Annotated in this window: 26 protein-coding genes; 16 read left to right on the plus strand and 10 right to left on the minus strand. The window is 60.2% G+C overall.

The genetic code is table 11. From position 1 onward, the window contains the following. Positions 1-24: 24 nt before the first annotated feature. The 7 genes from BLO97_RS09150 (at position 25) to BLO97_RS09180 (ending at position 4,657) form a co-directional block, all read left to right on the plus strand. On the plus strand, positions 25-597 hold the full coding sequence (locus tag BLO97_RS09150; RefSeq protein ID WP_092223506.1) for an Rnf-Nqr domain containing protein: 573 nt from the start codon (positions 25-27) through the stop codon (positions 595-597). Continuing rightward, on the plus strand, positions 594-1,625 hold the full coding sequence (gene rsxB / locus BLO97_RS09155) for an electron transport complex subunit RsxB (RefSeq protein ID WP_092345637.1): 1,032 nt from the start codon (positions 594-596) through the stop codon (positions 1,623-1,625). Before BLO97_RS09150 ends, rsxB begins: the two co-directional genes overlap by 4 nt. After that, positions 1,612-2,598, plus strand: a complete 987-nt coding sequence (locus BLO97_RS09160; protein WP_092145162.1) for an RnfABCDGE type electron transport complex subunit D — start codon at positions 1,612-1,614, stop codon at positions 2,596-2,598. Before rsxB ends, BLO97_RS09160 begins: the two co-directional genes overlap by 14 nt. Beyond that, positions 2,595-3,206, plus strand: coding sequence for an RnfABCDGE type electron transport complex subunit G (locus tag BLO97_RS09165; RefSeq protein WP_092345639.1), 612 nt, complete (start codon positions 2,595-2,597; stop codon positions 3,204-3,206). The genes BLO97_RS09160 and BLO97_RS09165 overlap by 4 nt, the downstream gene beginning before the upstream one ends. Beyond that, positions 3,199-3,732, plus strand: coding sequence for an Rnf-Nqr domain containing protein (locus BLO97_RS09170; RefSeq protein ID WP_092345641.1), 534 nt, complete (start codon positions 3,199-3,201; stop codon positions 3,730-3,732). Before BLO97_RS09165 ends, BLO97_RS09170 begins: the two co-directional genes overlap by 8 nt. Then, on the plus strand, positions 3,729-4,367 hold the full coding sequence (nth, locus tag BLO97_RS09175) for an endonuclease III (RefSeq protein WP_003204935.1): 639 nt from the start codon (positions 3,729-3,731) through the stop codon (positions 4,365-4,367). The genes BLO97_RS09170 and nth overlap by 4 nt, the downstream gene beginning before the upstream one ends. Positions 4,368-4,474: 107 nt before the next feature. Continuing rightward, positions 4,475-4,657 (plus strand): PA3496 family putative envelope integrity protein, encoded by a 183-nt coding sequence (locus tag BLO97_RS09180; RefSeq protein WP_063324652.1) that lies wholly within the window; start codon positions 4,475-4,477, stop codon positions 4,655-4,657. 55 nt (positions 4,658-4,712) lie between these two features. Here BLO97_RS09180 and BLO97_RS09185 read toward each other — a convergent pair whose 3' ends face one another. After that, positions 4,713-5,339, minus strand: coding sequence for a response regulator transcription factor (locus BLO97_RS09185; RefSeq protein WP_003204939.1), 627 nt, complete (start codon positions 5,337-5,339; stop codon positions 4,713-4,715). A gap of 469 nt (positions 5,340-5,808) precedes the next feature. Here BLO97_RS09185 and BLO97_RS31870 point away from each other — a divergent pair, with 469 nt between their 5' ends. Continuing rightward, entirely contained in the window at positions 5,809-6,291 is a 483-nt protein-coding gene (locus tag BLO97_RS31870; protein WP_092223499.1) for a hypothetical protein, read from the plus strand. Between the two features lie 91 nt (positions 6,292-6,382). Here the strand turns inward: BLO97_RS31870 and BLO97_RS09195 are convergent, their stop codons facing one another. Both BLO97_RS09195 and BLO97_RS09200 read right to left on the minus strand, forming a co-directional pair. Then, a complete protein-coding gene (locus BLO97_RS09195; RefSeq protein ID WP_003204943.1) occupies positions 6,383-7,600 on the minus strand; it encodes an argininosuccinate synthase in 1,218 nt (405 codons plus the stop codon). A gap of 127 nt (positions 7,601-7,727) precedes the next feature. Continuing rightward, positions 7,728-8,705, minus strand: a complete 978-nt coding sequence (locus tag BLO97_RS09200) for a flagellar protein MotY (protein WP_063324650.1) — start codon at positions 8,703-8,705, stop codon at positions 7,728-7,730. Between the two features lie 190 nt (positions 8,706-8,895). On the opposite strand from BLO97_RS09200, the gene pyrC reads away from it, so the two are divergent. Together pyrC and rnt are read left to right on the plus strand one after the other, a co-directional pair. Beyond that, entirely contained in the window at positions 8,896-9,942 is a 1,047-nt protein-coding gene (gene pyrC / locus BLO97_RS09205; RefSeq protein ID WP_003204946.1) for a dihydroorotase, read from the plus strand. Further along, on the plus strand, positions 9,939-10,616 hold the full coding sequence (gene rnt / locus BLO97_RS09210) for a ribonuclease T (RefSeq protein WP_063324649.1): 678 nt from the start codon (positions 9,939-9,941) through the stop codon (positions 10,614-10,616). Before pyrC ends, rnt begins: the two co-directional genes overlap by 4 nt. A gap of 186 nt (positions 10,617-10,802) precedes the next feature. Here rnt and BLO97_RS09215 read toward each other — a convergent pair whose 3' ends face one another. After that, positions 10,803-11,405, minus strand: coding sequence for a peroxiredoxin (locus tag BLO97_RS09215; RefSeq protein WP_025215179.1), 603 nt, complete (start codon positions 11,403-11,405; stop codon positions 10,803-10,805). Between the two features lie 101 nt (positions 11,406-11,506). Further along, positions 11,507-11,662 (minus strand): hypothetical protein, encoded by a 156-nt coding sequence (locus BLO97_RS31600; RefSeq protein WP_158265801.1) that lies wholly within the window; start codon positions 11,660-11,662, stop codon positions 11,507-11,509. A gap of 57 nt (positions 11,663-11,719) precedes the next feature. Here BLO97_RS31600 and BLO97_RS09220 point away from each other — a divergent pair, with 57 nt between their 5' ends. Together BLO97_RS09220 and bfr are read left to right on the plus strand one after the other, a co-directional pair. After that, positions 11,720-11,938 carry a bacterioferritin-associated ferredoxin gene (locus BLO97_RS09220; protein WP_003178704.1) on the plus strand — a complete coding sequence of 73 codons (219 nt, stop codon included), beginning with the start codon at positions 11,720-11,722 and terminating at the stop codon, positions 11,936-11,938. Between the two features lie 198 nt (positions 11,939-12,136). Then, positions 12,137-12,610 (plus strand): bacterioferritin, encoded by a 474-nt coding sequence (gene bfr / locus BLO97_RS09225; RefSeq protein ID WP_003178701.1) that lies wholly within the window; start codon positions 12,137-12,139, stop codon positions 12,608-12,610. 167 nt (positions 12,611-12,777) lie between these two features. Here the strand turns inward: bfr and grxD are convergent, their stop codons facing one another. From grxD to BLO97_RS09240, 3 genes are all read right to left on the minus strand, one after another. Then, the gene (grxD, locus tag BLO97_RS09230) at positions 12,778-13,119 is read right to left on the minus strand and encodes a Grx4 family monothiol glutaredoxin (RefSeq protein WP_003204956.1); all 342 of its coding nucleotides are present in this window, start codon (positions 13,117-13,119) and stop codon (positions 12,778-12,780) included. Between the two features lie 89 nt (positions 13,120-13,208). Further along, positions 13,209-15,317 (minus strand): molybdopterin oxidoreductase family protein, encoded by a 2,109-nt coding sequence (locus tag BLO97_RS09235; protein WP_092223495.1) that lies wholly within the window; start codon positions 15,315-15,317, stop codon positions 13,209-13,211. Positions 15,318-15,448: 131 nt separating this feature from the next. Beyond that, positions 15,449-15,736 carry a hypothetical protein gene (locus tag BLO97_RS09240; RefSeq protein ID WP_072348410.1) on the minus strand — a complete coding sequence of 96 codons (288 nt, stop codon included), beginning with the start codon at positions 15,734-15,736 and terminating at the stop codon, positions 15,449-15,451. 403 nt (positions 15,737-16,139) lie between these two features. Between BLO97_RS09240 and argF the strand changes: the two genes are divergently transcribed. Continuing rightward, positions 16,140-17,060, plus strand: coding sequence for an ornithine carbamoyltransferase (gene argF, locus BLO97_RS09245; RefSeq protein ID WP_092145150.1), 921 nt, complete (start codon positions 16,140-16,142; stop codon positions 17,058-17,060). Next, positions 17,057-18,166 (plus strand): ABC transporter ATP-binding protein, encoded by a 1,110-nt coding sequence (locus BLO97_RS09250; RefSeq protein ID WP_092145148.1) that lies wholly within the window; start codon positions 17,057-17,059, stop codon positions 18,164-18,166. Before argF ends, BLO97_RS09250 begins: the two co-directional genes overlap by 4 nt. Before the next feature lie 178 nt (positions 18,167-18,344). Here the strand turns inward: BLO97_RS09250 and BLO97_RS09255 are convergent, their stop codons facing one another. Both BLO97_RS09255 and ybaK read right to left on the minus strand, forming a co-directional pair. Next, entirely contained in the window at positions 18,345-19,127 is a 783-nt protein-coding gene (locus tag BLO97_RS09255) for a PhzF family phenazine biosynthesis protein (RefSeq protein ID WP_063324644.1), read from the minus strand. A 175-nt stretch (positions 19,128-19,302) separates the two neighbouring features. Beyond that, on the minus strand, positions 19,303-19,773 hold the full coding sequence (ybaK, locus tag BLO97_RS09260; protein ID WP_063324643.1) for a Cys-tRNA(Pro) deacylase: 471 nt from the start codon (positions 19,771-19,773) through the stop codon (positions 19,303-19,305). A 322-nt stretch (positions 19,774-20,095) separates the two neighbouring features. Between ybaK and BLO97_RS09265 the strand changes: the two genes are divergently transcribed. Further along, positions 20,096-20,947 (plus strand): MIP/aquaporin family protein, encoded by an 852-nt coding sequence (locus BLO97_RS09265; RefSeq protein ID WP_092145146.1) that lies wholly within the window; start codon positions 20,096-20,098, stop codon positions 20,945-20,947. Between the two features lie 93 nt (positions 20,948-21,040). Continuing rightward, complete coding sequence (glpK, locus tag BLO97_RS09270; RefSeq protein ID WP_092223493.1) at positions 21,041-22,546, plus strand: glycerol kinase GlpK; 1,506 nt, start codon at positions 21,041-21,043, stop codon at positions 22,544-22,546. The last annotated feature ends 42 nt before the right edge of the window (positions 22,547-22,588 follow it).

Below are 22,588 nucleotides of genomic sequence, written 5' to 3' on the forward strand. Positions count from 1 at the left end.
AGGCCCTTTGTCGCCAACGCACCCATGACCGAAATCGTCCTCACGCTGTTCAGCGCTGCCCTGATCAACAACCTGGTGTTGCACTGGCCGCTGGGCGTCGATCCGCTGCTGGCGGCCAATGGTCGAAAGCAGGTGCACGCCTTGGGCCTGGCGACGGCGTGCCTGATGCTGATCGTCGGTACCCTGGGCTACCTGATCGATCATTGCCTGCTGGCGCCGAGCAACCTGGTCTCGCTGCGCTTGTTGGCCTGGCTGTCCTTGAGCGTGTTGCTGATCGGCCCCTTGCTGCGCCTGCTGGCACGCTGGCGGCCGGCAATGTCGTTCGAGGGGTTGTGGCCGCTGTTACTCGGCAATGCCGGCATACTGGGCGTCACACTGCTCAACGGCCAGGATGACCGGGGCCTGGGCCACGCCATCGCCCTGAGCCTGGGTGCCGGGCTGGGGTTCTGGCTGGTGCTGGGCCTGTTCGACGATTTGCGCCAGCGCACTTTCAATAACGATGTTCCCCTGCCCTTTCGGGGCCTGCCGATTCAGTTGATCAGCGCCGGACTGATGGCGGTGGCCTTTCTCGGATTACGCGGGCTGGTCAAAACATGAGCCTGATTCAACGTATCGACGCCCTGCTGCCGCAGACCCAATGCGGCAAGTGCGGCCATCCCGGGTGCAAACCCTACGCCGAAGGCATCGCCCAGGGCGAGCCGATCAATAAATGTCCGCCCGGGGGGCGCGAAACCATCGCAGCCCTGGCCGAACTGATGAAAATACCGGTGTTGGAGCTGGACACCAGCCGCGGCGTGGCCCCGGCGCAAATCGCCTTTATCCGGGAAGCCGAATGCATCGGTTGCACCAAGTGCATCCAGGCCTGTCCGGTGGATGCGATTGTCGGCGCCGCCAAGCTGATGCACACCGTCCTCATCGACGAATGCACAGGCTGCGACCTGTGCGTGGCGCCCTGCCCGGTCGATTGCATCGAAATGCGTCCGCTGCCGACGGCAAACGTGCTGCCGATTGTCGGCGGCCTGGCCTTCAGCACCGAAGAACAACAGGCGCGAACCGCCAAGCGCAACCATGCCCGGCGCCGCTTCGAACAACGCAATGCGCGCCTGCGCCGCGAAGAGGAACAGCGCCAGGCCGAGCGCCTGGCTCGGACCCAACGGGCGGCGCAGGCCCAGGCCCAGGCTCAAACCCAGGACCCGGCACTCGACCCCGTGCAAGCCGCGCTGGAGCGCGTGCGCGCGCAAAAAGCCGCCACCGCCGATGCCGCTTTGAAAAAAGCCAAGATCGACCTGGCCATGAGCCGGGCACAGTTGAACAAATCCTTGAAAGCGTTCGGCCACCCGCCAACCTTCGAGCAGCAGTCGCAACTGATCGTGCTGCAACGCCAGTTCGAAGCGGCCGAACAGGCGCTGAACCAACTGGAAAGCGCCGCGCCCGCGCCCGCGGCCGCGCCAGCCCCAGCACCGACGCAAAACGCCGAGCTGAAGCGGGCCAAGATCCAACTGGCGATGCGCCGCGCCGAACTCAGCAAAGCCCGGGCAGCTACGGCATCGGATGAACAACTGCAGGCATTGGAACAAGCGGTGAAGGATGCCGAACGCCAGGTGGACGCCCATGCCGCCTCTTGAGCCAGTGGACGAACGGCTGCGCCAAGCAATGACGCGAGTGTTGCTGGCGACGCTGCCCGGCGTACTGGCGTTGCTGTGGTTCCAAGGCTGGGGCGTGGCGCTCAACCTGCTGTTGTCCGGCGTCACTGCGCTGGCAGTGGAGGCGTTGGTGCTGCGTTTGCGACGCCAGCCACTCAGGCCCGACCTGAACGATGGCAGCGCGCTGGTCAGCGCCACGCTGCTGGCCCTGGCCTTGCCGGCCTATTGCCCCTGGTGGCTGACCGTCACGGCGGCCGCCTGCGCCTTGCTGTTCGGCAAGCACCTGTGGGGCGGCGTCGGCAGCAACCCGTTCAACCCGGCAATGCTCGGGTACGCCCTGGTACTGGTGGCCTTTCCTTCCCAGATGAGTCACTGGCCAGCGCTCCACGGCATGGGCCTGTCTGAAGGCTTGCAGCAGGTATTCGGCGCTCATCCGGCGCCCGATGCCTGGGCCGGGGCGACCGCACTGGACAGCCTGCGAATCAACGCGAGCCTGACCGTCGATGAACTGTTCGCCAACGATCCGGCGTTCGGGCGTTTCGGTGGCCGGGGTGGCGAATGGGTCAACCTGGCCTTCCTGGCGGGCGGTCTGTTTCTGCTGCAGCAACGGGTGTTCAGTTGGCATGCACCCGTGGGCATGCTGCTGAGCCTGTCCGTCGTCAGCCTGCTGTGCTGGAACGGTTCGGGCTCCGACTCCCATGGCTCGCCGCTGTTTCATCTGTTCAGCGGCGCAACCATGCTCGGCGCGTTTTTTATCGCGACCGAACCGGTCTCCGGTGCCAAGGCTCCTCTCGCCCGCCTGCTGTTTGGCGCGGGCATGGGATTGCTGGTCTATCTGATACGCACCTGGGGTGGCTATCCCGACGGCGTGGCGTTCGCAGTGTTGCTGATGAACCTCGGCGTGCCGGCACTGGACCGGTTTGCCGAGGCGCGACAACGGCGGCCACTGACATGAACAACCCCGTCGGCGTGGCAATCCTGACCTTGTTGATCGGCCTGGGGCTCGGTGCCACTTACCTCACGCACCTCCGCACGGCCGGGCGCATCGAGGCCCAGCAGCAAGCGCTGGCGAACAGGGCCTTGCTCGAGGTGCTGCCCACCGACCACTATGATAACCAGCCGTTGGCGCACCCCGTTGTCACAGCCTCAGAGCCCCTGGCCCATAGCACGCTGCTGGGCGGCTACCTGGCGACTCGCAGCGGCCAACCCAGCGCCGTGCTGCTGCGTAGCCAGGCGCTGGGCTATGAAGGCAGCATCGAATTGCTGGTCGCCATCGATCCACAGGGCCGGTTGCTGGGTGTCAAGACCCTGCGCCAATCCGAGACACCCGGATTGGGCGCAGCAATTGCCGGCTGGCCGAACGCCTGGTTGCAGACCTTCACGGGTAAATCTCGCCAGGCACCTGATGACAGCGGCTGGGCCTTGAAAAAGGACCAGGGCCAGTTCGATCAACTGGCTGGCGCGACAGTGACGTCCCGGGCGGTCCTCCAGGCTGTTCACGATGCGCTGCGTTACTTCGACGAGCACAAGGCTCAGTTGACGGGGGTGGCGGCCAATGAATAAGCCATGGGGACTGACACACGGCCTGCTGCTCGTCCCATTGGTCGGCGCGAGCGATTCGCTGGTTGGCGCGCTGGGGTTATGGCTGGCCTGGGCCCTGGTTCTTTTCAGCCATGGCTTGGCAATGGGGCTTGTGCGGCAACACCTGGCAGCCTGTCAACGGCTGCTCGCCTCTATCGTGTTGGCCGCTACCCTGAGCACCTGCATTGGCCTTGTCCTCCAGGCCTGGGCACTGGAATTGTATCGACCGTTGAGCCTTTACGTTGGCTGGATCGCCCTGAGCTGCGTAGCGCTGGAGCATGAGGGCTTCTTCGTTGATTCTCGCTGGCCCGGACGCCTCAGGCTGGCCGGGCTGTTTGGCCTTTTGATGATCAGCCTGGGCGCCGTGCGTGAGTTGATCGGCAACGGCCTGCCCCTGGCCCTGCTCGCCCCTGGCGGGTTCATTCTGCTCGGGCTGCTGTTGGCGGCCCGACAGGCCTGGACGGCCGCCAGACCCCATTCATCCGTTGAGGAAACGCCGCGCCCATGAACGCCGCAAAACGCCTGGAAATATTTCGTCGCCTTCACGAGGACAACCCGGAACCGAAAACCGAACTGGCCTATTCCTCGCCGTTCGAGTTGCTGATCGCGGTCATCCTGTCAGCCCAGTCCACCGATGTCGGCGTCAACAAAGCCACGGCCAAACTGTTCCCGGTGGCCAATACGCCAGAGGCGATCTATGCCCTGGGCGTCGAAGGACTGTCCGAATACATCAAGACCATCGGGCTGTTCAACAGCAAGGCCAAAAACGTGATCGAGACCTGCCGCCTGCTGATCGAGCGCCACGGCAGTGAAGTCCCGCAAACTCGCGAAGCGCTGGAAGCCCTCCCGGGGGTCGGCCGCAAAACCGCCAACGTCGTGCTCAATACCGCGTTTCGGCAGTTGACCATGGCGGTCGACACCCACATTTTCCGCGTCAGCAACCGCACCGGGCTGGCCCCCGGCAAAAACGTGGTGGAGGTCGAGAAGAAATTGATGAAATTTGTTCCCAAGGAATTCCTGCTGGACTCCCATCACTGGCTCATCCTTCACGGCCGTTACGTTTGCCTGGCGCGCAAGCCTCGCTGCGGCAGCTGCCGAATCGAAGATTTATGCGAATACAAGCACAAGACCTCCGACGATTGAGGTGCTATTGCTTTTATCGATCCATCGATTGAAAAAATCTTTTTTACCCGCCCGCGGTTTATCGATATAAGGAGCGCCAATGGCAGTCTTAGCCTGGAGTCGAACCCATGAGTGCTGGCAAAGAACAACTGGATGTAGAAGACGAATTCATCGCCGCTGAGGGCGACGACGTCGAACCTGTGGTCGTGGAAGTGGCGAAAACCAACCTGAGCAAGCGCCGCACCATCGATAACCTGCTGGAAGAGCGTCGCCTGCAGAAACAACTGGCCGATTATGATTTTGACCTCTGACACGTAAAAGCCTCCCTGATGGAGGCTTTTTACTGAGTACGCGTGACCCGAAAACTCACACCAAGCCATTGCGCTGCGCCAGTTCGATCAGGTCGACCAGCGAACGGGCATTGAGCTTCAATAACAGGCGCGTCTTGTAAGTACTGACGGTCTTGTTGCTCAAGAACATTCCATCGGCGATCTCCTTGTTGGTCTTTCCGCGCGCCAGTTGCTGCAAGACCATCATTTCCCGCCCCGATAATCGATCGACCATATCGGACTCACTGGCATTACCCAGGCTCGACCGCACCGTATGCAATGCCTGGTTGGGAAAGTAACTGTAACCGGACAGTACCGCCTTTATTGCACTCAGTAACTCGGTAAGATCCTGTTGCTTGCATACATACCCGGCCGCCCCCGTCTGCATGCAGCGCATTGAAAAATGTCCCGGCGCCTGGGAAGTCAGCACCAACACCTTCATGGGTGAAGGAATGGCCGTCAGACGAGCAATGACTTCCAATCCGTCCAGCTTCGGAATACCAATATCGAGAATGACGATATCGGGCATAAGTTCGCGAGCAAACTGTAACGCATCGACGCCATTATCGGTTTCGGCAACGACTTCATAACCATGACGCTCCATCAGCAAACGTACAGCAAGACGAATGACGGGATGATCATCCACGATCAGCACTTTATTCATGGGCAAATCCAACTTCGCTGTTCGAATTTTTAGAGCACGCACAATAGCCTAGTCATTTCTACCTTGGCATGCCGCCCCCCCCTGAACGCTCGCACCGAGAGACAGAACCTACAAGCTATACAGAAAAGTCCTACAAATCGCCGCAGAAAAAATGTGTCATGGATTTTTTTACAGAGAAGGAATGACCTTTCTTAACAATTCGGTAACCCTGTGAACAATGCGCTTTTTCAGCGGCCCACCCACCTATGGACAGCCCACTGGAAAGTTCTTCACTCATAGAAAGTAACTGAATTATTTACTGTTAAAACTACCTTCCACTCACTTAAGGAAGGGGAATCCTATATAAAACATATTCAGGCGCCTGACATCCAGCATCGGCAGCCATTGCGACCATGCCTATATTTCATTCGGCATGGACAACCACTTTCCAACCCACACACCGAGCACAAGTACTCCATGAGCATTAACCATGAACAAACCTTTGAAGACCATAACCAACCCCATGACCCTCATCGCCATATTCGCCACTTTATCCGAAACTTCCGCAGCGATTTCCCTGCCCTTTCTGGATGACCAGGATCGTGAGTATTACCTGTGGTTCCTGATCAGTTTTCCTTTTTATCTATTGCTGCTTTTTTTCATAACGCTCAACTTCAATTATCGTTCGTTGTATTCACCTTCGGATTTTCGCAAGAGCAAACACTTCATAAAGACCATGGATGATTCGCCCTGTCGACGCAAACGACAGCTACGTCGGGCCGACGACGTCAAGGAACTGCTGGTGATACGTCTTCATCGACGCAGGCGCGGACCAGATACCCTTTGTATCGTATGCAGCCAATCGAAACGCCCGATCGAGACTTGTCGATCAAGACATTTGAAGCAAACCAGCATCGTCGTGTACGTCATCTACAGCAGCGCAGACCTGGCAACGCACGGGCAGGATAAATAAGCGAGCCGGGGCAGCGCCGCAACAAAAGCCACACAAAAAAAGGGTAAAAAAAACGGCCTGCTCATGGCAGGCCGTTTTCAGGTCACCAGGGTCAGAACAACTTGCGACCCTTGTTCGCCGCGATGCGCATGCGCAGGGCGTTGAGCTTGATGAAGCCGGCCGCGTCAGCCTGGTTGTAGGCACCGCCGTCTTCTTCGAAAGTCGCGATGTTGGCATCGAACAACGACTCGTCGGACTTGCGCCCGGTGACGATCACGTTGCCCTTGTACAGCTTCAGGCGTACCACGCCATTCACGTGAGCCTGGGAGGCGTCGATCATCTGTTGCAGCATCAGGCGCTCTGGGCTCCACCAGTAGCCGGTGTAGATCAGGCTGGCGTACTTGGGCATCAACTCGTCCTTGAGGTGAGCCACTTCGCGGTCCAGGGTGATCGACTCGATCGCCCGGTGGGCGCGCAGCATGATGGTGCCGCCTGGGGTCTCGTAGCAACCGCGGGACTTCATGCCCACATAGCGGTTTTCGACGATGTCCAGACGACCGATGCCGTGTTCGCCACCGATGCGGTTCAGGGTTGCCAGCACGGTGGCCGGGCTCATCTCAACGCCGTCCAGCGCGACGATATCGCCGTTGCGATAGGTCAGTTCCAGGTATTGCGGAGTATCAGGAGCCTTCTCCGGGGAGACGGTCCAGCGCCACATGTCTTCTTCGTGCTCGGTCCAGGTGTCTTCCAGCACGCCGCCTTCATAGGAGATGTGCAGCAGGTTGGCATCCATCGAGTACGGGGATTTCTTCTTGCCGTGGCGCTCGATCGGAATCGCGTGCTTCTCGGCGTAGTCCATCAGTTTTTCACGGGACAGCAAGTCCCATTCACGCCACGGGGCAATGACTTTCACGCCCGGCTTGAGGGCATAGGCACCCAGCTCGAAACGCACCTGGTCGTTGCCTTTGCCGGTGGCGCCATGGGAAATGGCATCGGCGCCCGTTTCGTTGGCGATTTCGATCAGGCGCTTGGCGATCAGCGGACGGGCGATGGAGGTGCCCAGCAGGTACTCGCCTTCGTAAACGGTGTTGGCGCGGAACATCGGGAACACGAAGTCGCGGACGAATTCTTCGCGCAGGTCATCGATGTAGATCTCTTTGACGCCCATGGCCTGGGCCTTGGCGCGTGCAGGCTCGACTTCTTCGCCCTGCCCCAGGTCAGCGGTGAAGGTCACCACTTCGCAGTTATAAGTGTCCTGCAGCCACTTGAGGATCACCGAAGTGTCCAGGCCGCCGGAATACGCCAGAACGACCTTGTTTACGTCCGCCATGCCATCACTCCACGGGTTGTACGGAAAGCCGGGAAGTCTAACGTCCAATGCGGATAATTTACAGAGGCGCGACAGCTTATGACGACGAAGCGACAGATTATGTCGATTGAGCGACGGCCGCCCTTGATCAGGACGTGCGTGCAGTGGCGGCAGCGGGAACCTTGGCCGGTGCCGCAGCCGGTGCCGGAACCTTGGCGGGGGCTGCTGCTGGGGCTGGCGCCGGGGTTGTCGGCTGCGGGGCCGGTGCTTCGGTCGGCGCCACACGCTCCAGGCGCACGACCACGCGACGATTCTTGGCCCGGTTGGCGGCGTTGGTATTGGGCACCAGGGGATAACGCTCGCCGTGGAAACGCAGGGTGATCTGCGATTCCTGGAAGCCATTGGCCTTGAAGAAATCCTGGACCGCCAGGGCCCGACGGCGCGACAGTTCACGGTTGGTCAGGCGATTGCCACTGTTGTCGGAGTGACCATCGAGTTCGACATGATTGACGCTCGGGTCGGCCTTGATGAAGTCGAGCATCACCTGCAACTGGGCCTTGGCCCGCGCATCGAGCTCGACTTCCTCGCCAGGGAAGCCGATCTGGGTCTGCTTCACCTGTTCGAAATTCTTCGGCAGCAACTTGGCCACGCAGCTCTGATAGTCGCTGAAGGCTTTGTTGAAACGCACCGGCAGCAACCGGACTTCCGACACTCGACCGTCCTCGGTATTGCGCCGTACCACAGGGCTGCGACCGTCCATCAGGCCGCTGATCAAGCGACCGGCCTGGACCTGCGAGCTGTTGAACAACACATCGCCACTGCCAATGCTGACCGAGCCCAGGTTGATATCGCCTCGCCCCGGTTGCCATGGTGCGGCCGCCGCCAGCAAGGTCGCGGAACCGCCGCCGAGCATCGGATTATAGGCCTTGAGCCTGAAGGTGGCCTGCTCACCCGCCCGGCGCACGAATTCGCCACTGCCAAAATCAGTGATCGGCTGGCTCAGCCGGCACTCGAACTTGTCGCCTTCGACCGTCCACTCAATGCTCTCCAGACGGGTCTGGAAAGTGAGCGCCATGGCGGGAAGGCTGGCAAACACACTGAGCAAGGCTAGATAACGCTGGCGCACGGGAGGCTCCACTGACTTTTATACAAAGATCGACGCATGCCGAGGGCATGACGCCTGTCCGGGGCACTGAACGGATTCGTGGCACACCTGTAGGAGCTATCGGTAAGTTGCGCCAGAACTTGATAGCGGGTGCCTGAATCGGTCTTTTCCGGTAGCATTCCCACAGTTTGACCCGCCTGGAAGCCCCCCAATGTCCGACCGCCTGACCCTGCTGCGTCCCGACGACTGGCATATTCATCTTCGCGATGGTGCTGTGTTGACCCATACCGTCGCCGATGTCGCGCGCACCTTCGGGCGCGCAATCATCATGCCTAACCTGGTTCCGCCAGTGCGCAATGCCGCCGAAGCCGACGGCTATCGCCAGCGCATCCTCGCCGCGCGCCCGGCTGGCAGCCGCTTCGAACCGTTGATGGTGCTTTACCTCACCGACCGCACCCAGCCCGAAGAAATCCGCGAGGCCAAGGCCAGCGGCTTCGTCCATGCCGCCAAGCTGTACCCGGCCGGCGCGACCACCAACTCCGATTCCGGCGTCACCAGCATCGACAAGATCTTCCCGGCGCTGGAGGCCATGGCCGAAGTCGGTATGCCGTTGTTGATCCATGGTGAAGTCACCCGGGGCGACGTCGACGTGTTCGACCGCGAGAAAATCTTCATCGACGAGCACATGCGCCGCGTCGTGGAGCGCTTCCCGACCCTCAAGGTAGTGTTCGAACACATCACCACCGGCGATGCCGTGCAGTTCGTCAACGAGGCCCCGGCCAACGTCGGCGCGACCATTACCGCCCATCACCTGCTGTACAACCGCAACCACATGCTGGTGGGCGGGATCCGGCCGCACTTCTATTGCCTGCCGATCCTCAAGCGCAATACCCACCAGGAAGCCTTGCTGGACGCCGCCACCAGCGGCAGCGCCAAGTTTTTCCTCGGCACCGACTCGGCACCCCACGCCCAGCATGCCAAGGAAGCGGCCTGCGGTTGCGCCGGTTGCTACACCGCCTATGCCGCCATCGAGATGTACGCCGAAGCCTTCGAACAGCGCAACGCGCTGGACAAGCTCGAAGGCTTCGCCAGCCTGCATGGCCCACGTTTCTATGGCCTGCCGGTGAACACCGATCGTATTACCCTGGTTCGCGATGAGTGGACCGCCCCCGCCAGCCTGCCTTTCGGCGATCTGGCTGTCATCCCGCTGCGCGCCGGTGAAAAACTGCGCTGGCGCCTGCTGGAGGAAAACGCGTGAGTGAAGATCATTTCGACGACGAACTGGACGGCAACGGTGGTTCGGGCGGCGCCCGTCACCCCATGGCAGCTCGGTTCCGTGGCTACCTGCCGGTCGTCGTCGACGTAGAAACCGGCGGTTTCAACTCCGCCACCGACGCTTTGCTGGAAATCGCCGCGACCACCATTGGCATGGACGAAAAAGGCTTCGTGTTCCCTGACCACACCTACTTCTTCCGTGTCGAACCGTTCGAAGGCGCCAACGTCGAAGCGGCGGCCCTGGAGTTCACCGGGATCAAGCTCGATCACCCGTTGCGCATGGCTGTCAGCGAAGAAACGGCCCTGACCGACATCTTCCGTGGCGTGCGCAAGGCGCTCAAGGCCAATGGTTGCAAGCGAGCGATCCTGGTCGGCCACAACAGCAGCTTCGACCTGGGCTTCCTCAACGCCGCCGTCGCGCGCCTGGACATGAAGCGCAACCCGTTCCACCCGTTCTCCAGCTTCGACACCGCGACCCTGGCTGGCCTGGCGTACGGCCAGACCGTCCTGGCCAAGGCGTGCCAGGCGGCCGACATCGATTTCGATGGCCGTGAAGCCCACTCGGCCCGCTACGACACCGAGAAGACCGCCGAGCTGTTCTGCGGCATCGTCAATCGGTGGAAGCAGATGGGTGGCTGGCAGGATTTCGACGACTGACATCGGCCTGGCTCTTTGTGTGGCGAGGGAGCTTGCTCCCGCTTGAGTGCGCAGCGCTCACAAGATCTTGGGGCGGCTGCGCCACCCAGCGGGAGCAAGCTCCCTCGCCACGGGGTCTGTGTTCTGCTTTACAACCCCATAAAAAAACCGGCCTGTCGAGGGCCGGTTTTTTTATGCCTTGCGCGCTTACAGCTTGCCGCCGTGCTCGGTCAGGTAAGCGGCCACGCCTTCAGGCGATGCGTCCATGCCCTTGTCGCCTTTTTTCCAGTTGGCCGGGCAGACTTCGCCGTGCTCTTCGTGGAATTGCAGCGCGTCGACCAGACGGATCAGTTCTTCCATGTTACGACCCAGTGGCAGGTCGTTGATGATCTGCGAACGGACAACACCTTTGTCGTCGATCAGGAACGCGCCACGGAAGGCCACGCCGCCTTCGGACTCAACGTCATAGGCCTTGGCGATTTCGTGCTTCATGTCGGCAGCCATGGTGTATTTCACCTGACCGATACCGCCATTGTTGATCGGGGTGTTGCGCCAGGCGTTGTGGGTGAAGTGCGAGTCGATCGAAACAGCGACCACTTCGACGTTGCGCGCCTTGAAATCATCCATGCGGTGATCCAGTGCGATCAGCTCGGACGGGCAGACGAAGGTGAAGTCCAGTGGATAGAAGAACACCAGGCCGTATTTGCCTTTGATGGCCGAGGACAGGGTGAAGCTGTCGACGATTTCGCCGTTGCCGAGGACGGCTGGAACGGTGAAGTCTGGGGCTTGTTTGCCTACGAGTACGCTCATTGGATATCTCCTGATGTAATAGCGTGAAAACAAGGTCCGGGCCAGCCTGCCACCCTCAGGCGACAGCCCTGTGACACGAACCCGCTTGCAAGGGCCGATCATCATACACCGCGCATTTGGACTGTCTTCAACGGTTTTTCGGCGACATCGAAAAAATCGCCGTCCGGTTCCATGCCGCACCAGTCGTCCTGGATAAACCGTTCGTCAGCCTGGCAACGCTCTGGCGCAAGACCTTGAGAAACCACTTTGACAATCATTCTCGTTAACATTAAGATCCGTCCCAATTGAGTCACAACCAGCGACGGTTCTCACTTATGTATGTATGCCTCTGCACTGGCGTCACCGACGGGCAGATCCGCGAAGCGATCTACGAAGGTTGCTGCAGCTATCGCGAAGTCCGCCAGGCCACCGGCGTAGCCAGCCAATGCGGCAAATGTGCCTGCCTGGCCAAGGAAGTGGTTCGTGAAACCCTCGCCAAAGTGCAAACGGCTCAAGCCTCGATTCCCTATCCGGTAGAATTTACTGCCGCTTGAAACCAGCTTTTTGAAGAACCGGACTCAATGTCCGGTTTTTTTATGCCTGTAAATCAAGCGCTTAGCCTCCAGACGCGGAACACAAACATTCTTATTCCGATTAATTTTCATTTATTATTCAATAACTTAGGTTTGACACTCGTAAATACGCGGCTCAAACTCTGCCTTATACACAGCTATTACAGGGCAGGCCTCATCATGAAAGGCGACATTACAGTCATCCAGCATCTCAACAAGATCCTTGCCAATGAGCTGGTCGCGATCAACCAATACTTCCTGCATGCGCGCATGTACGAGGATTGGGGCCTGAACAAGCTGGGCAAGCACGAGTACCACGAATCCATCGACGAGATGAAGCACGCGGACAAGCTGATCAAGCGCATCCTGTTCCTTGAAGGCCTGCCGAACGTCCAGGACCTGGGCAAGCTGCACATCGGCGAACATACCCGCGAGATGCTCGAGTGCGACCTGCGTATCGAGCGCACCGGCCACGCCGACCTGAAAGCCGCTATCGCCCATTGCGAAAGCGTTGGCGACTTCGGTAGCCGCGAACTGCTGGAAGACATTCTCGAATCCGAGGAAGAGCACATCGACTGGCTCGAAACCCAATTGGGCCTGATCGACAAAGTCGGTCTTGAGAACTATCTGCAATCGCAGATGGGTGAAGAGTAAGCTTTCCCGAAAGCCAGCCACTAAAAAGCCCCGCCCTCTTTCGAGAGGCGGGGCTTTTTATTGCCTGAATTCCAGGCCACACCGAAAACCACTGTGGGAGCGAGCTTGCTCGCTCCCACAAGGTTTCCCGTTCACCACGACGGATGTGGTGAACATACATCCATGAATCAGGCTTCGGTCTTGTTCGCCGCCGCTTTTTCCACCGCTTCCTTGATCGTGGCCTGCAGAGAGCCGTCGGCGGCCATCTCGGTCATGATGTCGCTACCGCCGATCAGTTCACCACCCACCCACAGCTGTGGGAAGGTTGGCCAGTTGGCGTACTTGGGCAGGTTGGCGCGGATTTCCGGGTTCTGCAGGATGTCCACGTAGGCAAACTTCTCGCCACACGCCATCACAGCCTGAGCAGCCTTGGCCGAGAAACCGCACTGTGGCGCGTTCGGCGAGCCTTTCATGTAAAGCAGGATGGTGTTGTTGGCAATCTGGTCTTTAATCGTTTCGATGATATCCATGGAGCACCTCGGCTTAAAACTTTTGCGACTTAAGTTGTCGACACGGTGACGCATTGTAACGGAAAGCCGAACCTGCTCCAGAGACAATTTTACGCAGCTGCCACCTTCACCGGTACGCCGTTAAGCGCCGCATTGCCAGACAACTCATCGAGCTGACAATCATCGGTCAGGTCGTTGGCGCTGGAGCCCGGTTGTCCGCTGGCAATGGTCATCTGCACGCCCGGCCGGGCATGCCCCCAGCCGTGGGGCAGGCTGACCACGCCTTTCATCATGTCCAGGCTGCCCAGCACCTCGACTTCGATGACGCCCACCCGCGAACTGACGGTCACCCGTTGCCCGTCGACAAGGCCGCGACTGGCGAGGTCATCCGGGTGCATCAACAATTGATGGCGCGGCTTGCCCTTCACCAGTCGATGAAAATTATGCATCCAGGAGTTATTGCTGCGCACATGGCGGCGACCAATCATCAGCAATTCGTCTGGTTTTGGCGCCTGCAACCCAGCGAAGCGCTCGAGATCGACAAGTATCACGGCTGGCGCAGCCTGCACACGTTGGTTTTCGGTTTTCAGGCGCGCAGCCAGGTTGGGCTTGAGCGCACCGAGGTCGATGCCATGGGGATGATCGAACAGGGTCGCCAGGGAAAGCTTATGCGGCGAGGCATCGCCATACGCTCCGCTGCGCAGGCCGAAATCGATCATCTGCGCCGGCGGCATGGTCGGCTTGAGTTCCTTGCCGGTTCGGGCGGCAAAAGCCTTGGCCAGGCCGACGAAGATTTCCCAATCGTGCAGCGCACCCTCGGGCTTGGGCAGGATCGCCCGGTTGAAACGGGTCACGTTGCGCACCGCGAACAGGTTGAAGGTGGTGTCGTAATGATCGTTTTCCAGGGCCGAGGTCGAAGGCAGGATCAGGTCGGCGTAGCGGGTGGTTTCGTTGATGTACAGATCGACACTGACCATGAACTCAAGCCCATCCAGGGCCTGCTCCAACTGCCGCCCGTTGGGTGTAGACAGCACCGGGTTGCCGGCCACGGTGACCAGCGCCCGAATCTGGCCTTCGCCCTCGGTGAGCATCTCCTCGGCCAGGGCCGACACCGGCAGCTCCCCTGCGTACTCGGGACGCCCGGACACCCGGCTCTGCCAACGGTTGAAATGCCCGCCCGAGGTGGTAGCGACCAAGTCCACCGCCGGCTCGGTGCACAGCGCCCCGCCCACCCGATCAAGATTGCCGGTGACCAGGTTGATCACCTGGATCAGCCAATGGCACAGCGTGCCAAACGCCTGGGTCGAGACCCCCATCCTACCGTAGCACACCGCTGACGGCGCGGCGGCGAAGTCCCGGGCCAATTGCCGGATCTGCGCTGCCGGCACCGCACAGAGCGGGCTCATGGCTTCAGCCGTGAACGTGGCAACGGCCTCGCGCACCTCGTCCAGGCCGTCCACTGGCAGGTGGCTGTCACGGGTCAGGCCTTCGCTGAACAATGTATTGAGCAAACCAGACAGCAGCGCAGCATCACCGCCGGGGCGTACAAAGACATGCTGGTTGGCAATGGCCGCCGTTTCGCTGCGGCGCGGATCGACCACCACCACCTTGCCGCCACGGGCCTGGATCGCCTTGAGGCGCTTCTCCACGTCCGGCACGGTCATGATGCTGCCGTTGGAAGCCAGCGGGTTGCCGCCCAGGATCAGCATGAAGTCGGTGTGGTCGATGTCCGGAATCGGCAGCAGCAGGCCGTGGCCATACATCAAGTAACTGGTCAGGTGATGGGGCAGTTGATCCACCGAAGTCGCCGAGAAACGGCTGCGGGTTTTCAACAGGCCCAGGAAATAGTTGCTGTGGGTCATCAGCCCATAGTTATGCACGCTGGGGTTGCCCTGGTAGACCGCCACCGCGTTCTGGCCGTGGCGCGCCTGGATATCCGCCAGACGCTCGGCCACCAACGCGAAGGCATCGTCCCAGGCAATGGGTTGCCATTCATTGCCAACGCGCTGCATGGGCTGGCGCAGCCGGTCCGGGTCGTTCTGGATATCTTGCAGGGCCACCGCCTTGGGGCAGATGTGACCGCGGCTGAAGGTGTCCAGCGCATCGCCCTTGATCGAGGTGATTGCCAGGCCCTGGCCGTCGGTTTCGGTGGTTTCGAGGGTCAAGCCGCAGATGGCTTCACACAGGTGGCACGCACGGTGGTGGAGAGTCTTGGTCATGGCCAGTCTCTGTTTTATTCGTGGCGGGCGCTTTCGGCCGCGGGAACAAAACTATGGCGCGTGATTCCCGGCAGCGCCAGCGACGTTCGTCCTGTGAATTGCCGGGCATCAGGCCCACCGATGAGCGCGCGTCAAGGCTGATCGGAAGGCGGTGCCAGCATCTGGATTTCTTCGACGGTTTCCACCTGCTCCTGGGCAATGGGCACCCCCGTGAGCTCGCCAATCAGCCGCCAATGCTCGTCGAGGCCGCTGCTGATAGTGGCCATGCGGTCGATCATCCGACGGCCCGCTGCCTTGGTCACCTCGTCATCGCTGCGCAGCAACTCGAATGACATGGAAGTCACCGAAGCTGTCAGGTGCGTCAGCGAGCGTGCAGTCAGCCCCAGCAATTCCATCAATTGTTGCTCTTTCGAATCCATTTCGGGCTCCTGTGTCGCTGAGGTTCATTTATAACCCAGGCCTTTGCATTAGGAAATGTTTCACAGCCACCCGCAGACAGGCGAAAGGCTGGGATGCCACGGCGCAAAACGACGTTCATCCATGGCACGCCCGCCGCGCTCGATTGCCAATCCAAGCAACGCCAGTGTACAAATGGGTCGCTGCTGTCAGGAAACCGGCCACAAATATGCCATCACCTTCGCACGATGGCCTCGCTGAAATCCCCAAAAACCGTAGCCCTATTGGTAAGACGCGACATTTAATTATAAGATCGCGCCTTCCCCTATTTCGTCGCCCCGTGCGGCTTTTGCCGCAGGTCTCGCCCGTTTTTTGAATAAACAAGGCTTTGAGCATCTGCGGTCAGTTACAAAAAGGTAGTCAATCATGAGCGCAAGGCACTTTCTCTCCCTGATGGATTTCACGCCCGATGAGTTGCTCGGCGTGATCCGTCGAGGCGTGGAGCTCAAGGACCTGCGTAACCGCGGCGTACTGTTCGAGCCCTTGAAAAACCGCGTGCTGGGGATGATCTTCGAGAAGTCATCGACCCGCACCCGCATCTCTTTCGAAGCCGGCATGATCCAGCTGGGCGGCCAGGCGATCTTCCTGTCGCCGCGCGACACTCAACTGGGCCGTGGCGAACCCATCAGCGATTGCGCCATCGTCATGTCGAGCATGCTGGACGCGGTGATGATCCGTACCTTTGCCCACAGCACCCTGACCGAGTTCGCAGCCCATTCCCGCGTACCCGTCATCAACGGCCTGTCCGATGACCTGCACCCCTGCCAGTTGCTGGCCGACATGCAGACCTTCCTCGAGCATCGCGGCTCGATCCAGGGCAAGACCGTAGCCTGGATCGGCGACGGCAACAACATGTGCAACAGCTATATAGAGGCGGCGCTGCAATTCGACTTCCAACTGCGCATTGCCTGCCCTGAAGGTTATGACCCCAATGCCGAACTGCTCGCCAAGGCCGGCGACCGGGTGACCATCGTGCGTGATCCGAAACAGGCCGTGGCAGGCGCGCACCTGGTGAGCACCGACGTCTGGACCTCCATGGGCCAGGAAGAAGAAACCGCCAAGCGCCTCGAGCTGTTCGCGCCGCTGCAGGTCAACCGGGCCTTGCTCGACCTGGCGGATGCCGACGTGCTGTTCATGCACTGCCTGCCGGCCCACCGTGGCGAGGAGATCAGCTTCGATTTGCTGGACGATCCGCGCTCGGTGGCCTGGGACCAGGCAGAAAATCGACTTCACGCGCAAAAGGCACTGCTCGAGTTCCTTGTCGAGCCGGCGTATCACCACGCATGAGCCATTCGCTGCTGCTGAATTTGCACGACCTGGCCTGCGGTTACCAAAACCAGCGGGTCGTGCAGAACCTCAACCTGCACCTCAATGCCGGCGATATCGGTTGCCTGCTCGGTTCGTCCGGGTGCGGCAAGACCACCACGTTGCGTGCCATAGCCGGCTTCGAACCCGTGCACGAGGGTGAAATCCAACTGGCCGGGGAAACCATTTCCCGCGCCGGTTTCACCCTCGCCCCGGAAAAACGCCGTATCGGCATGGTGTTCCAAGACTATGCCCTGTTCCCCCACCTGAGCGTGGCCGAGAACATCGCCTTTGGCATTCGCAAGCATCCGGACAAGGATCGCGTCGTCGAAGAGTTGCTGGAACTGGTCAACCTGATGCATCTGGGCAAGCGCTTTCCCCATGAGTTGTCCGGCGGCCAGCAGCAACGCGTGGCCCTGGCCCGCGCGCTGGCACCAGAACCACAACTGCTGTTGCTCGATGAGCCGTTCTCCAACCTCGATGGCGAGTTGCGACGCAAGCTCAGCCATGAAGTGCGGGATATCCTCAAGGCCCGCGGCACCAGCGCGATCCTGGTCACACACGATCAGGAAGAAGCCTTCGCCGTGAGTGATCATGTTGGGGTATTCAAGGAAGGTCGACTGGAACAGTGGGACACGCCCTACAACCTGTACCACGAACCGCTGACGCCATTCGTCGCCAGTTTCATTGGCCAGGGCTACTTCATTCGCGGCCAGCTGGACAGCCCTGAATCGGTGCAAACCGAGTTGGGCACCCTGCGCGGTAACCGAGCCTACACCTGGCCCATCGGCGGCGCGGTGGACGTGCTGCTGCGCCCGGACGATATCGTCTACGCACCGGACAGCCCGCTCACCGCCAGCATAGTCGGCAAGACGTTCCTAGGCGCCTCGACCTTGTATCGCCTGCAACTGCCGACGGGCGCGCAACTGGAGTCGATCTTCCCAAGCCACGCCGACCATCAGGTCGGTGACCGGGTCGGCATCCGGGTAGCGGCAGAACACCTGGTGCTGTTCCAGGCCTCGGGCAGCACGGCGGCGCATATACCGCCGGTGGAAAGCGGCGTGCGGCGCTATAGCACCGCCAGCTAACGCCGGATACCCGCTTTTGTGTGGCGAGGGAGCTTGCTCCCGCTGGGCTGCGCAGCAGCCCTAAAACCTGACAACGCGGTGGATCAGGTAGATGTAGGCCGAGGTGACTGTTTTGAGGGCTGCTTCGCAGCCCAGCGGGAGCAAGCTCCCTCGCCACAGAAGTGCACAGACCGTGGTGTCAACCCAGCATCAACGTCCCACTGGCCACCAACGTCGCATTCCCACCGATCTTCACCCGCTCACCTTCCAACCGACAGAACAACGCCCCACCCCGGGCCGAGCATTGATAAGCCGTCAGCCCGTGTTTACCCAAGCGTTTGGACCAGTAGGGAATCAGGCTGCAGTGGGTCGAGCCGGTGACCGGGTCTTCGTTGATGCCAATCGCCGGGGCAAAATAGCGCGAAACAAAATCATGCTTGCTCCCCGGCGCGGTCACGATAGCGCCCGGCCAAGGCAGTTTAGCCAGGGCCGCCATGTCCGGCTTGCAATCAAGCACCGCTTGCTCCGACTCCAGCACCACGAACAGTTCGTTGGAGCTCAGCACGTCCACCGCTTCGACACCCAAGGCACTCTGGACTGCCAGGGATGCCCCCAGCTCGGCGGGCACGATGGCCGGAAAATCCAGCCACAGCCGATCACCTTCGCGCGTGACGCTCAACGCCCCGGACTTGCAGATGAAATCCAGCCGCCCTACGGGTTCGTGGTAGACCTCGAACAGTACATAAGCGCTGGCCAACGTGGCGTGCCCGCACAGCGGGACTTCGGTGGTGGGCGTGAACCAGCGGATATGCCAATGCTGGCCTTCACGCACCAGAAACGCGGTTTCAGCCAGGTTATGTTCGGCGGCGATCTTCTGCATCAAGTCATCAGCAAGCCAGCCGTCGAGGCGATAGACCATCGCCGGGTTACCGCCAAACGGCCGGTCACTGAACGCATCGACCTGATGAAACGCAAGCTGCATGGCACTTCTCCTTTTTTTTGATGCGCCAGCATGCGGCGCAGCGGCACAGCTTATCCAGTGACAGATCAGTAGAATTTTCACCCTACAGCGGGGGATGGAAGCTCTGACTCCAAGCTTAGCCTTTCATACCCTTGTGGCGAGGGCGCTGGCTCCCGCTCGGCTGCGCAGCCGTTATTCAAGCGCGCCCAATGTCAGCAAACGTCGCCCCGGTGTGCTCCTTCAATACCGAAGGCGCCAACTCGACTTCCAAGCCGCGTCTTCCCGCACTGACAAACATGCTGGCGAGCGGCTGTGCGGAACTGTCGATAAAGGTGCGCAGGCGCTTCTTCTGCCCCAGCGGGCTGATCCCACCCAGTAAATAACCGGTCGAACGCTGCGCAGCGGCGGGGTCGGCCATCTCGACCTTTTTCACCCCGGCGGCATGGGCCAGACCTTTCAAATCCAGGCTTCCGGCCACGGGCACCACCGCCACCAACAGTTCACCCTTTTCGCTGGCCGCCAACAACGTCTTGAACACCTGCGCCGGATCCAGGCCGAGCTTTTCCGCCGCTTCCAAACCGTAGGACGCGGCCTTGGGATCGTGTTCGTAACTGTGGATGCGATGTTCGGCGCGCACTTTCTTAAGCAGATCCAACGCGGGTGTCATGACTGCTCCTGACAAAGAAATGAAAAAAAGAGTGGCCGGATTCTAAGCCATCGCCAGCGAAAAGGCTTGGGAGGGCGTCGTGAGTGCCGGTGATCCGCCGCCAGCGCAAGAGTCATTCACGTCACGAATAGTTGAAATGTGACCGACGGTTCACTTTCGACCTTTGACACCAGCGTTTCTTGTCTATATTTTTTCGAAACTGAAAGTCATATCGCAGGTCTCAAGCAGCAACTCGAGATCAGGATGGGGATCCTGCCTCGTTGGAGATCGCGCCATCGAGCTTTATCGAAGGCGCAGCAAAACAACAAAAACCGAGGTTTGAATGACAACTGCTTTACAACAGCCGTCCCTGCCCAGCCAATGCCTGGCTGAATTCCTAGGCACCGCCCTACTGATTTTTTTTGGCACCGGTTGCGTCGCGGCCCTCAAGGTTGCGGGTGCCAGCTTCGGATTGTGGGAAATCAGCCTCATCTGGGGTGTCGGCGTCAGCATGGCGATCTATCTGAGCGCGGGCATTTCCGGCGCCCATCTCAACCCCGCCGTCAGCATTGCCCTGTGCATTTTCACCGGTTTCGAAAAGCGCAAACTGCCTTTCTATATGCTGTCCCAAGTGGCCGGTGCTTTCTGCGGCGCATTTCTGGTCTACACGCTGTACAGCAACCTATTCTTCGATTTCGAACAGTCTCGGCACATGATTAGAGGCACCGAAGCCAGCCTCGAACTGGCCTCGGTGTTTTCCACCTACCCCCACGCCGCACTGTCCACCGGCCAAGCCTTCCTCGTGGAGGTGATCATCACAGCCATCCTGATGGGAGTGATCATGTCCCTGACCGATGACAACAATGGTTTGCCTCGCGGCCCGCTGGCGCCACTGCTGATCGGCCTGCTGATTGCGGTGATCGGCAGCTCCATGGGGCCGCTGACAGGCTTTGCGATGAACCCGGCGCGGGACTTCGGCCCTAAACTGATGACTTTCTTCACCGGCTGGGGTGAAATTTCCCTCACGGGCGGGCGTGACATCCCGTACTTCCTGGTTCCGATTTTTGCCCCGATTGTGGGTGCATGCCTGGGTGCTGCGGCTTATCGCGGCTTGATTGCCCGCCACCTGCCCAGCGCCATAACTGCTACAAAGGATGCAAAACCGGCCATTGACGGCAAGCCCAGAACATCCTGAAACAGTCGGCGCAGGCTTCTGCCATTCCAGCCTGCGCCGTGGCTTCTTCCCTTATCTAGTCTCCCTTTTATAGAAAGACCCGAGGCAATCGACATGACCGATATACAGAACAAGAACTACATCATTGCCCTCGACCAGGGTACGACCAGCTCGCGGGCAATCATCTTCGACCGTGACGCCAACGTGGTCTGCACCGCCCAGCGCGAATTCGCCCAGCATTACCCACAGGCCGGCTGGGTCGAACACGACCCGATGGAAATCTTCGCCACCCAGAGCGCGGTCATGGTCGAAGCCCTCGCCCAGGCCGGCCTGCACCATGACCAGGTGGCTGCCATCGGCATCACCAACCAGCGTGAAACCACCGTGGTCTGGGACAAGACCACCGGCCGGCCGATCTACAACGCCATCGTCTGGCAATGCCGCCGCAGTACCGAAATCTGCCAGCAGCTCAAGCGCGATGGCCACGAACAATACATCAGCCAAACCACCGGCCTGGTCACCGACCCGTACTTTTCCGGCACCAAGCTCAAGTGGATCCTGGACAACGTCGAAGGCAGCCGCGAGCGTGCGCGCAACGGTGAACTGCTGTTCGGCACCGTCGACAGCTGGCTGATCTGGAAATTCACCGGCGGCAAGGTCCACGTCACCGACTACACCAACGCCTCGCGCACCATGCTCTTCAACATTCACTCGCTGGAATGGGACGCGAAGATGCTCGACATCCTCGACATCCCCCGCGAAATGCTCCCGGAAGTGAAATCGTCCTCGGAGATCTATGGCCGCACCAAGAGCGGCATCGCCATCGGCGGCATCGCCGGCGACCAGCAGGCGGCGCTTTTCGGCCAGATGTGCGTGGAGCCGGGCCAGGCGAAAAACACCTACGGCACCGGCTGTTTCCTGCTGATGAACACCGGCAGCAAGGCCGTCAAATCCAATCACGGCATGCTCACCACCATCGCCTGCGGCCCACGCGGCGAAGTCGCCTACGCCCTGGAAGGTGCAGTCTTCAATGGCGGCTCCACGGTCCAGTGGCTGCGCGACGAACTGAAAATCATCAACGATGCGCTGGATACCGAATACTTTGCCAACAAGGTCAAGGACAGCAACGGCGTGTACCTGGTGCCCGCCTTCACCGGCCTGGGCGCGCCGTATTGGGACCCCTATGCCCGTGGCGCGCTGTTTGGCCTGACCCGCGGCGTACGCGTCGATCACATCATTCGTGCAGCACTGGAGTCGATTGCCTACCAGACCCGCGACGTACTCGACGCCATGCAGCAGGATTCGGGTGAACGCCTCAAGGCCCTGCGCGTCGACGGTGGCGCGGTGGCGAACAACTTCCTCATGCAGTTCCAGGCCGACATCCTGGGTACCCAGGTCGAGCGCCCGAAAATGCGTGAAACCACCGCCCTGGGTGCTGCGTATTTGGCCGGCCTGGCATGCGGCTTCTGGGGCAGCCTGGAAGAACTGCGCGGCAAAGCGGTGATCGAGCGCGAATTCGAACCGCAACTGGACGAACAGGCGAAGGAAAAACTCTACGCCGGCTGGCAGAAGGCGGTCAGTCGCACCCGTGACTGGGAACCCCATGAAGACGCTGAATAAAGCCTGATAAGGTTCTGAAACTGGTCGGGAGTGGATTCCTGC

The sequence above is a fragment of the Pseudomonas sp. NFACC05-1 genome (assembly GCF_900100135.1).
GTDB classification, from domain to species: Bacteria; Pseudomonadota; Gammaproteobacteria; order Pseudomonadales; family Pseudomonadaceae; genus Aquipseudomonas; species Aquipseudomonas fluorescens_Q.